Origin of the sequence: Methanobacterium subterraneum, from assembly GCF_002813695.1 — an archaeon.
Classification (GTDB): Archaea; Methanobacteriota; Methanobacteria; order Methanobacteriales; family Methanobacteriaceae; genus Methanobacterium; species Methanobacterium subterraneum.
Window position 1 is genome coordinate 243,297 of sequence record NZ_CP017768.1, and the last position, 12,909, is coordinate 256,205.

11 protein-coding genes and 1 tRNA gene are annotated in these 12,909 nt (G+C 41.6%); 8 read left to right on the forward strand and 4 right to left on the reverse strand.

Annotated features, from left to right (window positions below; genetic code table 11):
- The first annotated feature begins 91 nt into the window (after window positions 1–91).
- From BK009_RS01225 to BK009_RS01250, 6 genes are all read left to right on the forward strand, one after another.
- Window positions 92–382 carry a hypothetical protein gene (locus BK009_RS01225; protein WP_100904573.1) on the forward strand — a complete coding sequence of 97 codons (291 nt, stop codon included), beginning with the start codon at window positions 92–94 and terminating at the stop codon, window positions 380–382.
- A gap of 357 nt (window positions 383–739) precedes the next feature.
- Entirely contained in the window at window positions 740–1,321 is a 582-nt protein-coding gene (locus BK009_RS01230; protein WP_100904572.1) for a helix-turn-helix domain-containing protein, read from the forward strand.
- Window positions 1,322–1,462: 141 nt separating this feature from the next.
- Window positions 1,463–1,870 (forward strand): acyl-CoA thioesterase, encoded by a 408-nt coding sequence (locus BK009_RS01235; protein ID WP_100907659.1) that lies wholly within the window; start codon window positions 1,463–1,465, stop codon window positions 1,868–1,870.
- Between the two features lie 177 nt (window positions 1,871–2,047).
- Window positions 2,048–3,709, forward strand: a complete 1,662-nt coding sequence (locus BK009_RS01240; protein WP_100908814.1) for an AMP-binding protein — start codon at window positions 2,048–2,050, stop codon at window positions 3,707–3,709.
- Window positions 3,710–3,830: 121 nt separating this feature from the next.
- The gene (locus BK009_RS01245; RefSeq protein WP_100904569.1) at window positions 3,831–4,358 is read left to right on the forward strand and encodes a 2'-5' RNA ligase family protein; all 528 of its coding nucleotides are present in this window, start codon (window positions 3,831–3,833) and stop codon (window positions 4,356–4,358) included.
- 279 nt (window positions 4,359–4,637) lie between these two features.
- On the forward strand, window positions 4,638–7,130 hold the full coding sequence (locus BK009_RS01250) for a DUF5814 domain-containing protein (RefSeq protein ID WP_100907657.1): 2,493 nt from the start codon (window positions 4,638–4,640) through the stop codon (window positions 7,128–7,130).
- A 542-nt stretch (window positions 7,131–7,672) separates the two neighbouring features.
- Here the strand turns inward: BK009_RS01250 and BK009_RS01255 are convergent.
- The 4 genes from BK009_RS01255 to BK009_RS01270 form a co-directional block, all read right to left on the reverse strand.
- Window positions 7,673–7,745, reverse strand: a tRNA-Ile gene (locus BK009_RS01255).
- A 341-nt stretch (window positions 7,746–8,086) separates the two neighbouring features.
- Window positions 8,087–8,377: a metal-sulfur cluster assembly factor gene (locus BK009_RS01260; RefSeq protein WP_100904567.1), complete on the reverse strand. Its 291-nt coding sequence runs from the start codon at window positions 8,375–8,377 to the stop codon at window positions 8,087–8,089.
- Between the two features lie 162 nt (window positions 8,378–8,539).
- Window positions 8,540–9,451 (reverse strand): DUF5591 domain-containing protein, encoded by a 912-nt coding sequence (locus BK009_RS01265; protein ID WP_169923176.1) that lies wholly within the window; start codon window positions 9,449–9,451, stop codon window positions 8,540–8,542.
- A 165-nt stretch (window positions 9,452–9,616) separates the two neighbouring features.
- Window positions 9,617–11,110, reverse strand: a complete 1,494-nt coding sequence (locus BK009_RS01270) for a glutamate synthase-related protein (RefSeq protein ID WP_100904565.1) — start codon at window positions 11,108–11,110, stop codon at window positions 9,617–9,619.
- Between the two features lie 88 nt (window positions 11,111–11,198).
- Here BK009_RS01270 and BK009_RS01275 point away from each other — a divergent pair, with 88 nt between their 5' ends.
- Both BK009_RS01275 and BK009_RS01280 read left to right on the forward strand, forming a co-directional pair.
- Window positions 11,199–11,951 carry a hypothetical protein gene (locus tag BK009_RS01275; protein ID WP_100904564.1) on the forward strand — a complete coding sequence of 251 codons (753 nt, stop codon included), beginning with the start codon at window positions 11,199–11,201 and terminating at the stop codon, window positions 11,949–11,951.
- Between the two features lie 140 nt (window positions 11,952–12,091).
- The gene (locus BK009_RS01280; protein ID WP_100904563.1) at window positions 12,092–12,889 is read left to right on the forward strand and encodes a UbiA family prenyltransferase; all 798 of its coding nucleotides are present in this window, start codon (window positions 12,092–12,094) and stop codon (window positions 12,887–12,889) included.
- The last annotated feature ends 20 nt before the right edge of the window (window positions 12,890–12,909 follow it).

Consider the following 12,909-nt stretch of genomic DNA (forward strand, 5'->3'; position numbering starts at 1 on the left):
AATGCTAATATAAATTATGTCCAATAGGCCATTCTATTTAAAGGTGTTTTGAGATATTAGTGAATAGAACATTCTTATAGAAGGTACTGAAATGACTCCTAAAAAATCAGGAACTCTGTTCATTGTTTTCATGATTGCACTGGTTGCCTATGGGGCTGCATCAGGTGCTAATGCCCTAAATATAGGTACTGATATTGGTTTGGGATTAATTCCATCTAATTTCAATTTAAATGGTGATCAGAAGATCAGTGAGATCGGTGATTCCAATTTCACCCCGGTTCATATTGTAAGACACATCCAGATCAACACCACCAATACCACTAACACCACCAACAACACCACAGTTAACACCACTCCCACCAATGGAACTAATAATCCCTGATATAAATTAAACCAGCGAATCTAAAGTTTAACAAGAGAATCTACATTTTTAACATCCAATCCATTAATCAATCAATATACTAACCTTTTTTTAATTGAGTCTGGGATGTTAAAATATTTAATACTCATCACTAAAGATTTTGTATTTGCTAAATATTCCCATTTACTACAATCCTCAAATTCCAATTTGCCACCATCTCCTAACATCGTATAAATGGCGCTAATAGAAGGGTGGGGCGGTGGTACTAAAAAAATGTTTAAATGATTGGGTATAATTTTTGAGTATAGTGAAACTTTTACTTGCAATAATAAATGATATTGAATGAAAACATAATATTTATAAATAAGGTGATTTGGTATGCCCGAGGAGAACAAAGTTGGAGCGAAAATCCGTCAGATAAGGGAAGATCGCAAAATGTCAATTGAAGAGCTGGCAGATGCCAGTTTTAGCAGTGTTGAACTCATTGAAGACCTGGAAAGCGGAGCACTGGTACCCTCACTAACTCCTCTTTTAAAAATAGCCAGGGCACTGGGGGTGCGCCTGGGCACTTTCCTGGACGATGCCCCACATAGTGGTCCTTTCATGGTTAAATCAGGAAAATCTGATAATGTAATACGTTTTTCAGGTCAGGGGCTGGGTGAACACAGCAACAAGAGTGCACTTGAATTCTACTCCCTAGCCTACGGGAAGGGGGACCGGCACATGGAACCATTCATCATCGACGTCCACCCCACTGACAATCAGGGTTATGAACTGGCATCCCACGAGGGTGAAGAATTCCTGTACGTGATCCAGGGAAAGATAGAGGTGCTTTACGGGCAGGAAAGCTACGTTCTAGAGTCAGAGGACAGTATCTACTATGATTCAGTGGTCCCTCACCATGTACATGCCAAAGAAAAGGATTCCAAGATGCTGGCAGTGGTTTACACCCCATTTTAAGTTGAAGGGGATTATTTTAAAATATGTCAAATAAATATCTGGAGAAAAAAAGTTTCTATATGGAAAATAGTTCTAAAGATAGGACATGTTGTAAGTAGTACATGTTTCTAAAGTTTTAAAAATACTGGAGATATTCATAATATGTATGCGATTACAGTAACACCCCGATTTGGAGATTCAGATGGCTTAAGACACATAAACAATATAGTTCTTGCTGAATGGTTTGAACTGGCAAGAAACAAGATTTATCGATTATTCACCCCAGACCTTGACCTCAGCTACGAGAAATGGAAACTGATCATGGTTAAAACTGATTTCGAATTCCTGGGACAGATGTACTACAACGGTGATGTGGACATAAAAACTAGCATTATCCGTATTGGTAACAGCTCCTACACCACTTACCATGAGGCCTGGCAAGCCGGACACCTTAAAGCAAGGGGAACAGCTGTTCTGGTGAATTATGATTTCATACAACAGAAATCAAGACCCATACCTGATGACGTGAGGGAAAAACTGGAAGAACATCTAGAAGAAGATCCACGGTAAGCAGGGAAACTAAAACTTAAGGATAATCAATTGGGAAGATGGGAATTAAAGACAGTTGGGGATACAGGACTTAAAGGTACCAATATCTAAAAAAATAATCTAATAATGGTTGGAATTATTTAAATAAGCTAAAAAATGGGTTTTTGATCATAAACATAATATATGGGAGTTTTTAAAATGGTTTTTAGTGAGCTTACTATTGGTGATTTCCTGGAGGAAATGGTGGAAAAGGATCCTAATCATGAATTCATGGTCTATCCCGACCGTGATCTCCGTTTTACCTACCAGCAGTTTGATGAAAGAGTGAACCTCTTGGCCAAGGGCCTCCTGGAAATTGGGATCGGGAAGGGAGATCATGTGGGTATCTGGGCCAAAAACGTACCAGACTGGCTTACTCTGCTTTTTGCCACCTCCAAGATCGGAGCGGTCCTGGTTACAGTTAACACAGCTTACAAAAGCCATGAACTGGCTTATGTGCTGGAACAATCTGATATGAAGGCCCTGGCAATCATTGATGGATACCAGGATGTGGATTACATTGAAATAGTTTACGAACTCATCCCTGAACTTAAAACCCAGGAAAGGGGTAAACTTAAAAGTGAAAAATTCCCATTCCTGGACAGTGTTATCTATGTGGGGCCGGAAAAACACCGTGGAATGTACAACACCAATGAACTCCTACTCCTGGGAAAACACGGAGATGAAACCGAATTCCAAAAAATCAAAGCCTCAGTTGATTGCAACGATGTGGTTAATATGCAGTACACCTCGGGAACCACAGGATTTCCCAAGGGGGTTATGTTAACCCATCGTAACATACTCAACAATGGTTACTACATTGGTGAAAGGCAGAAATTCACGGAAGAAGACCGACTATGCATATGTGTGCCTCTTTTCCATTGTTTTGGTATTGTGCTTGCGGTAATGGCCACTTTCAGTCACGGAGCAACCATGGTAATGGTGGAACTCTTCGACCCCCTGATGGTCCTGGCCGCAGTCCAGAAGGAACGCTGCACAGCACTCTACGGAGTGCCCACCATGTTCATTGCCGAGTACAGCCATCCCATGTTTGACATGTTCGATCTATCCAGCCTCCGAACCGGGATCATGGCTGGTTCCACCCCACCTATTGAAGCCATGAAAAAGGTGGTCAACGACATGAACATGACCCAGATAACCAGTGTCTACGGTTTAACTGAAGGTTCACCAGGATTCACCCAGACCAGTGTGGACGACCCCCTGGAAAAACGGGTGGAAACAGTGGGCAAACCCTTACCCGAATGTGAAGTTAAAATCGTGGACCCCGAGACTGGAGAAACCCTGGGACCCCACGAAACCGGTGAAATATGCTGTAAGGGATACAATGTAATGAAGGGCTACTTCAAAATGCCCGAGAAAACCCGGGAAGTTATAGATGAAGATGGTTGGCTCCATAGTGGAGATCTAGCCACCGTGGATAAAGAGGGATACTACTCCATTGTGGGCCGTATCAAGGATATGATCATCCGTGGAGGGGAAAACATCTACCCCCGGGAAATTGAAGAATTCCTCTACACCATGCCTGGAGTCCTCGACGTCCAAGTGGTGGGGATCTCCGATGAAAAGTACGGTGAAATTGTAGGCGCTTGCATCATCCTGGAGGAAGGAGCCGAACTCACCGAGGAAGATGTCCGTGACTATGCCCGGACCAAGATCGCCCGTTTCAAGGTACCGAAACATGTCTTTTTTGTGGATGAATTCCCCCTCACTGCCAGTGGAAAGATACAGAAATTCATTCTAAGGGAACAGGCAGAAAAAATGTTAAAGGAAAAACTGGCAAAAGAGGAGGAATCCCTTTAGGGAAACTCCCTCTTTACTTCTTATCTCCAGTTTTCCTAAATTCACATACTTCTCCCATTAATTTACATACATACTTCTTAATTCACGATATATAACCGATTCAAATGGAGACTAATTAAAAATGTCACTATTAGCCCTAACATACCCCCAAATCTGTAATGAGGATTACCAGTGGATTCAGGAATTTAGGGAAGAAAATGACGAACTTTACCACGGCCGAATGGAACCCCATTTTACCCTGGTATTCCCAGTATTCAACCAGAGACCAGAAACATTCATTGAAGAAATCAAAAGAAGAGCTGCCGATCATCAAAGAATAGAATTCGCAATAAGATGTGCAGTAATGGAAAAAGATGCCTTCACCCCTTACTGGCATGTTTTACTGGTGCCTGATGAGGGTTACAGTCAGATATTAAAACTCCATGACCAGCTTTACTCCGGGAAATTAGCGGACGAACTCCGGATGGACCTACCATTCATCCCCCACATTGGTATTGGTAACTCCATAGAAAAATGGACCTGTAAAGAACTGGTTGACCAGATCAACTACTCCAACCTAGAAATAAAGGGCAGTATAAATGAGATCAACGTGGTGGAATACCATGAAGAAAGGGCGGAAACCATAGAACAGATAAAATTGACACAATGATCTATTTTTTCTGTTCTTTATTTCATATTACTTTAAAACCATATTTTCCCTTTATTTGGTTGTGGGGCTAATTTTCACAGGAGAATGTTATTTACCGGATTAAATAGTGATAAAGAGATTTACCTATCACCCTTAAAGTCAGTTTAATTTTAATGAAATAAATATATGATGAATGGATATAAACTAAAACAATGTATTTTAATTGAATATATTTGACATATCTTATTAATAATAACTGTAAGATAAATACACTGGATTTTTAATATAATTAAGGGTAAAATGATAATTTTAAGACGTAAAAAGAAGATTGTGGAACTTTTTCCCATTGGAAGTTCGAAGGGTGCTCTGAACAGCCGGAGAAAACCATTTTTCCATGGTTACCTTAAGTTTCGCCGGGTGGATGGGCAGCTGAAGATCCACAAATTCATAGTTAAAAAGGATAAGGAAACCATCCTACCTCCCAGTGAAGCAGTGAAGGTCCTGCGGAAACAGAACATATTCCTGGTGGGCAGTGACCCGGACACTGAAGAATTCCTCCAATCATTGAATATAAAATACAATCACACTCTTATATGCAGACACTGTACCTTTGACGGTTTCATAACACTGATTCGGCGAGAAAAATCCTATTTTTATCACGGAGATCATCTCTGCCGGTTGTGTGCAGAAGGTGAGATAAAAAGGGAATTAAAAGCCCGTTCCTATGACATGAGTACTTTTCCCCGGTTTAGGAAAATGCTGGATGAGACCGGAGATCTGGCCAAAGTACTCAGTGTTTTTGATCCACGCTTCGACCCATTAAAAAATCAGGAACTTACCTTATACGATAAGGTATCCACCAAGAAGGATGATAATTTCCCTAAAATCAGGATTGATAGTCTGGAAATTCCGGGAGAATTTAAAAAATCATTAAAAAGCCAGGGAACTCATCTTCTGCCAGTTCAGGTATTAGCACTTCAGGCGGGACTCCTGGAGGGGGAAAACCTCCTGGTGGTATCCGCCACTGCCAGTGGAAAAACACTCATCGGTGAACTGGCAGGAATACCCCACGCCCTAGAAGGGGGTAAATTCCTATTTTTAACCCCCCTGGTGGCGCTGGCCAATCAAAAATATCGGGATTTCAAGAAAAGATACCAGAAACTGGGCTTAAATGTTTCCATACGTGTGGGCATGAGCCGGATAAAGGCCAAGGAAGAACTGACCCTCCCTGATGATAAAGTAGATGCTGCAGATATTGTGGTGGGAACCTACGAAGGCCTGGATTTCCTACTACGTGCGGGTAGATCATCCCAATTAGGTGATCTTAAAACCGTGGTGGTGGATGAAATCCACATGCTGGGAGATGATGAACGTGGCCCCAGACTCCGTGGGCTTATACACCGCCTGAAAGCAATCTTCCCCAATCTACAGGTAATCGGCCTTTCTGCTACAGTTCGAAACCCCCGGGAAATTGCAGCGGAGTTTGGGATGAAACTGGTTGAATATCCCCTGCGCCCGGTTCCCCTGGAGCGACATCTAATATTCACCCGGACTGAGGAAGAAAAAAACCATTTACTAACCCAGCTAGCCCGTAATGAATACCAGAACCGATCCAAAAAGGGATACCACGGGCAGAGCATTATTTTCACCAATTCCCGCCGGAAAACCCATACTGTGGCTGATTATCTGGCGCGAAGAGGTGTTAAAGCCGGAGCTTACCATGCAGGGTTATCCTATGCTAAAAAGAACCGTATTGAAAAGGAATTTGGGGAGCAGAAATTGGGGGCAGTGGTAACCACTGCAGCTTTAGCAGCAGGAGTGGATTTCCCAGCATCCCAAGTGCTTTTTGAAAGTTTGACCATGGGGAATAAAACACTCACTCCCAACGAGTTTTCCCAGATGCTCGGCCGTGCAGGGAGACCTACATACCATGATCAGGGAAAGGTATACCTTCTACCAGAGGTTGGCCGGAGTTATGGTGATGAAACTGAGGAAATGCAGGCCATGGAACTCCTCTCCAGTGATGTGGAATCAGTCAATGTAACCTATTCCGAGGACAGTCAGGTTGAACAGTTCCTGGCTGATATTTGCGCTGGACGTGTGGAAACCTTCCGAGAGATAAGCCATGAATACCGGGATGAAGAATTACCACTGGAATTTGAAGAAGCCTTCAATATCATGGTGGATTATGGGCTGGTTAATGAAAGAGATGATAAGGTAACCCCCACCCCCTATGGAAGGGCAGTTTCCATGTCATTTTTGGCTTATCCCTGTGCAGACTACATCCGGAAGAACATGAACCGGATGAACCCCCTGGACATAGCCCTTAAACTGGAACCCTTTGAAAGCGCATACCTCTCTAACCGGATCACCACTCAAATAGGTCGCATCCTAAAAATAAACATGTCCACCCGGCTATTTGCCGACAGCACCCTGGATATTTTAAGTTCAGGTACTGCCATAAATAAACTGGAGCCCAGTCTCAGGGAACGATTGATGAAATTACAAATGGACTTTTATACTTGCCGATGTAAGGAAAGACCATTCTGTGGCTGTTTCCAGCGGGAACTATCTCGGAAGATGGTTAAACAGCGCCTGGCAAAACGGGACCCTGTGGATATAAGCCGGAAGTTAATGCGTGATTATGAGATACACGCCTATGCAGGAGATATATTCAGCTGGCTGGACTCACTTATCAGGATGCTTGAGGCAGTGCGTAGAATTGCCAATGCTTTTGATAAGAAAAAAGTAGTTGGGGAATGCAACCGGTTGATAAGACAGATTGAAAACTGACCATATCCATCTTGTGATTTTTCTTTCATTTATTTTCATCAAAAAATATGTATTGATCTGGATTCTGGGAACTTGTCTAATTTTATGTCACATGCTCTGTTATTCTGATTTGATTATTCCTATCTTAATTCTAGTGAATCATTGCATCGATTTGAACAATGGTGTTGTGGGGTAGTAAGATAATCCCGAGCAGATATATATTCCTGTTTACAGATTTTCTGGTTAAAAAATAGTTTAAATATCTTGATGTGGTTGGAATACAAAAAAGCCTTCTTAATATTTTAAACTTGAAATAAAAGGAAGAAAATGGTAAATAGGGTAAAAAAAATGAGGTAATTAATTACCAAATTTACCATTGCTCCAGCTATATAGTATCCTAAACTCAGCATATAAATTTTTTGAAAAGCATTCCATTATTACCTTTGAGGATGACATGATATCAAAAATCGTTATGTGAAAAACAATGAAATAGGAATTAATTTTAGATTACAATATCTTAAAATTCAGTATAAGTAAAATGTAATATTAAAAATTAGTAAAAATGGGCCCGCTGGGATTCGAACCCAGGACCTCACGGTTATCAGCCGTGCGCTCTACCGCCTGAGCCACGGGCCCCCTAAATGTTAGTAACAGCTTTTAGAACATGAATTTCATGAACAAATCCAAAAACCACAGGGGTAGATTCATGATTTAGAATTCATCCTATATATACCTTTGCGGTGGGAGTTTCACCAAATTAGTATTAACTTTTTGTTAATATTCAGACACAATCTAACCTATTTTCATCAAGAACCTAAAATAATTTCAAATGTAAATAGAAATTAGGGGAGCGGCGCTTACAGTGTGATTTACTTACAAATAAATTGATTTACTTACAAATAAATTAGATCTGTAGCAAATCCGCTTCCAAGAACTCTTATTTCACACATTTAAAGAATGAAAAGATCAATCGAAGGTTATTTGTTAACCATTTCATTGATGGCATCAGCCATCATATGGCCGTCAATTTCAATTTCTGCCTTTTCAATACCATCCACTTTCTCAGCAGCCACACGAGCCTGCATAGCCATGTTAGCAGCACTCATACAACCCGGGTTGGTTGGTTTTATAACGATTTTGGCAGTTTTATCAGTTTCATCAACTTGTATATCAGCCACAAGGCCCATTTCCACAATGCTGATACCCATGTGGGGATCAGCCACCTGGGTTAAAGCTTCTCTAACCTTTCCTACTAATTCTTCACTCATAATCATACCTCAAAATTGGTTTTTTTTTATTTACCACTTTTTAGTGTGGTTATAATGTATAATCACTTTAAAAATCCTTCATATACATTAAATAATGGTATTCTTTTATTTCCATATTTGTGCTATTTATACTTATTTATAATCCTGTGGGGGGTTCACAGTTTAACTCAACCGATGACGTACCCGGACAGCTACACCTTTTTCCCCTTTCTTCATCTCGGAACCATTCATGATGGCCTTTCCCACACCAACAACTTCTCCTTTTCGGATGATAACTACTTCATCCTTGGGAATTATATGGGGGTAGGCATCCACCACTCCTGGGGCAAAGAGAGTGTTGGTCTTCAGATCAAAATCTATTTCCACCCAGTTAACACCAATTTCACTCAAAATAGTCCCACCCTTAATATTCAAACTGTAAAGCCCATTATTATGGTGTAGGACTGCTATCTGTTCCTCACCCTGCATTAGTCTCCGATCAAATCTTCCCCGTAACCTATAGTCATCAGGTACCAGAAGATCAGCATCAACAGTGTTAAACTGGTAACGGGCTATTGAACGAAGCATATGGAGTTGCCGGGCATGACTTTTGAGTTTATTATATTTTTTAACCTCCTTTTTGAGGTTAACCATTGATTCTGCGGACGTGGCCCTACCATCATGGCAGGTGAAAGTAGCGTGGGGTAAATATTCCTGGCAAACAGTTAGGTAACCATGGGCCACATGGGCCACCACTTCGTGATCTCCCACATATTCTTTAAGACACTCTCCGGTGAGCTTTATCTCTTCACGGGACCAGTCCCCCACAGTGGAAACATCATAGGACTGGATGGGGTAGGTTTGTTCCAGTTCACGGGGGCAAACACCAAAGGGGGATGTTAAAATCGCTTCCTGCAATCCCTTGGTTGCTGTGGTGAATACCTGATGAGATTTACTTGCAGAGTATGGTTTACGCATACTGCAGGGTAAGACCACCACCAACTCTCCCATGGGTTCTAAAAGTTTCATCCTCTCCCTCCAGCGACGTGCTTCAGGACGATTAAGTGAAGTTTCAGTAGTACATAATACTTTAATCATTATTTTACTCCTTAAATTTCTCATGAATTATTGATCTATACATTTCTTGTGAATCTTGAGATGAATTTTATTTTGTCCAGTGATTGGATTATAATCTATTTATTATCAGTGGGATTAATATTCCATCCATTTATCAATGAGACTAATCAATTTATTCATTTATCAGTATTTATCCCCGTCTAACCATTTCACCCCAGTGATCATGGCTAGTTCCCGGGTTAAACTCACCAGATCCTCCTTCTTTAGAAGTTTAACATCATCTTTACCCACCATACGTGTTATATTCTTCACCTCTTCCATTGAAATCTGGAGGAAATTGGAAAGTTTGCCTACACCCTCCTCAACATCTAACTGTTGCATAAGTTGTGGGTTCGCCGTAGCCACACCAGTAGGGCACAGTCCACTGTAACAGACACGATACTGTTGACAGTTAATAGCTATTAAGGCGGCCGTTCCAATGTAAACTGCATCCACCCCCAGGGCAAGACATTTGGCAAAATCCGCTGAATTTCGCAGACCACCGCCTGTAATAAGGCTGACTTGGTCCCGGACCCCCATTTCTTCCAGTTTCCTATGGGCACGGGGCAGGGCGGCTATGATGGGAATCCCGGTATTGTCCCGAGCATAACTGGCAGTGGCCCCAGTACCCCCACCAAACCCGTCCAGGGCAATGAAGTCCACCCCAGCTTCTGCCAGAATCTTTACATCATCCTCAACATCACCACAACCAATTTTAGCACCTATGGGCACTCCACCAGTGAGTTTCCTCAGTTGTGATATTTTTTCCCCCAACTCCTGAGGACTGGTAATGTCCGGGTGATGTGCTGGTGAATAGGCTGCCTCTCCCTTTTCAAGGCCCCTTACTTGTGCTACTTCCGGGCTGATCTTTTCACCAGGAAGGTAACTGCCTTTACCCGGGTAAGCTCCCTGCCCAAACCGTATCTCCACTGCAGCAGCAGATTGAAGTAACTGATCATCCACACCAAAACGTCCAGTGGAGTACTGCACTATCATCATCTCCGGAGCAGTACTTCTCTCCTCATCCAGAACTCCTCCCTCACCGGTGTTAAAACCAACATCCAGTTTCTGGGCGGTTTTAGATATCACCAGGCGCACGTTACGGGAAACAGCCCCAAAACTCATACCTGAGATTAGGATGGGTGATGAAACCGTAAGGGGTTTTTTAGACCCGGGTCCAATGGTTACTGATGTATTAACTGGATCCTCCTGGTTAAGGGGTATCCGCTTAATTTGAGCAGGTACAAAGTGTATATCATCAAAGCTGAATGGTATTCTCTTGGTCGAACCCATAGAGGTAACCGCACTTATATTGTGAGTTTTATCCTTTATTTCAACCATTTTCTGGTAAAATAGGGGATCTTCTCCCTTACCCTGCTTTCGAAGGAATGTTTTACCCTCACCGGTTACTTCTTTACCGCAGAAATAGATGTCCTGAAGATGGTACTCATAATAGAGTGGGCAGGTGTTACAGATACAGCCCTTTACTGGAATTTCACAGGCACTGGAACCGGTAACACAGTAAAGCAGTTCACCTTCACACTTTTCAGGGTAACTGGGACAGTAGTGGCAGTGACATTTTGCTCTGTTTTCAGGGTTGTCTTCCATTACCTTTTTTTCCTCACCATCTGGAACCATTGCTCATTACCTCTTTTTCAATCTAATCCTCATATTAATTATAACCCGAGAGTTCAATATACTTTTATATAATACTTTGAGGTTGACCATGAAAGAATTTAAGATAAGGGATCGGGGAGAAAACCAGACTTTCGTAACCACCAGATCCTATCAGAATCTTATTTCAGCCTTCCAAAAATTACCCCATAAAAGAGGTCGAATCCTGCATGTGGTAGGGGCCCCTGGAACTGGTAAATCCACTAACATATACTCTGCAGTGGAAGAACTGGGCTTGAATTTTTATGAAGCCAAATTACCAATCCCTTCTCTAGATTTGAATTCACGAGATATATTTAATTTAATGATAGAATCCATGAAAAAGGATCTCCGAATCACATCCCATGATACTTTGTTGGATCTTCTGAAAGAATATGATGCAATTTTATTCGCAGACCAGTTCCATGATTACCATGTTATAAATGATGATTACACAGGATTCAGCCAGTGGACCGCCCACAAAGGTTTTAGATCATTCAATTTTTATTTCACATGCATTTATGAGTATTTTAGGCACAGAAATGAATTTAAGGATGTAAACATGGTATTACAGACTGCTTGGAGAGTTCACAGTGGGGGTGAGAAGAAGGATCTGTTCACTGACCTGGGAGGCCTCTCACGATTGGCAGTAACACTACTGGAAATTCCATTTGAAATGGTGGAGATATCTTACTCTGAGGAGGAAACCATAAATATAGTAAAAAGCCATTTAAGTGATGTTACCAATGATGAAATAGTGCGTTACATAAAAAAATATGGTAATAAACCTCGTTTTATATGTCAGGCTATAAAAACAGGTTTTTAGAATTAGGTACATTATGGATAGCTTCACCAATTTACCTTTGAATACAAGTTATTGGTTAGTTTCCTTTGAATACAAGTTATTGGCTAATTCACTTACGAATATCCCATTGACCAATCATTTTCTAACATGGAGTTTTATAGATGATAAAGACCCTGATCAAGTCCACTCGTATGACTTGGGCATCTAAAAATGCCAATATGTTTTTACTGGCACTAACCTATGCCTACTTTTCCAACACCCCTATTGATAATCCTCTGCAGATATTGGGGGGATTGGTACTGGTATCTGTTCTGTGGGGTGCTCTTTACACCCTTAACGATCTGACGGATCTGGATGTGGACCGGAGGGATCGTCAAAAACAGAATCGTGCCTTTATCGAGAACCTGGTGGAGAAAGAGTTCATACTCCTTTTTGTGGGAATTTTAACTTCAGCAGTATTCATAGTATCATTCCTGGCATTCCCACCTGCTTTCACCGTTATAATGTTTCTGATGTTGATTAATCAGCTGATCTACACGCTTCCGCCCATTCGTCTTAAGGAAACAGGTTTGGCTCCTTTTTTCAGCACTGCCACCAATTCAGTGTTGCGCCTGGCATCTGGTGCAGTGCTACTGGGGAATGTTTTCCTGGTGCCCCTCTCAGTTTACCTCTTCATGTACCTGGCTGGCATGGGCACCTACCTCATGTACAAATCACACTCCAAAGATGCCAGTCTGGTGGCCATCATGGGGGGTGGAGTACTCATATACATGCTCTACTCAGGGGACATAAATTTAATTCAGTTTGTAGTGGCTATTTTACCATCCTTCCTGGCAGCGGTGCCACTTTATTTATCACTATTCACCAATAAAGACACCATGTTCCATCTGGCAGATATACTATACCACCAAGTGGCAATGGTCTTTTTTATTATATGTATAATAGTGATTATTTTCTAAATCATCCCTTTTCAAATCCA

Coding starts and splice junctions, on each gene's coding strand:
- BK009_RS01225 (WP_100904573.1), top strand. CDS start 92: ATGACTCCTAAAAAATCAGGAACTCTGTTCATTGTTTTCATGATTGCA.
- BK009_RS01230 (WP_100904572.1), top strand. CDS start 740: ATGCCCGAGGAGAACAAAGTTGGAGCGAAAATCCGTCAGATAAGGGAA.
- BK009_RS01235 (WP_100907659.1), top strand. CDS start 1,463: ATGTATGCGATTACAGTAACACCCCGATTTGGAGATTCAGATGGCTTA.
- BK009_RS01240 (WP_100908814.1), top strand. CDS start 2,048: ATGGTTTTTAGTGAGCTTACTATTGGTGATTTCCTGGAGGAAATGGTG.
- BK009_RS01245 (WP_100904569.1), top strand. CDS start 3,831: ATGTCACTATTAGCCCTAACATACCCCCAAATCTGTAATGAGGATTAC.
- BK009_RS01250 (WP_100907657.1), top strand. CDS start 4,638: ATGATAATTTTAAGACGTAAAAAGAAGATTGTGGAACTTTTTCCCATT.
- BK009_RS01260 (WP_100904567.1), bottom strand. CDS start 8,377: ATGAGTGAAGAATTAGTAGGAAAGGTTAGAGAAGCTTTAACCCAGGTG.
- BK009_RS01270 (WP_100904565.1), bottom strand. CDS start 11,110: ATGGTTCCAGATGGTGAGGAAAAAAAGGTAATGGAAGACAACCCTGAA.
- BK009_RS01275 (WP_100904564.1), top strand. CDS start 11,199: ATGAAAGAATTTAAGATAAGGGATCGGGGAGAAAACCAGACTTTCGTA.
- BK009_RS01280 (WP_100904563.1), top strand. CDS start 12,092: ATGATAAAGACCCTGATCAAGTCCACTCGTATGACTTGGGCATCTAAA.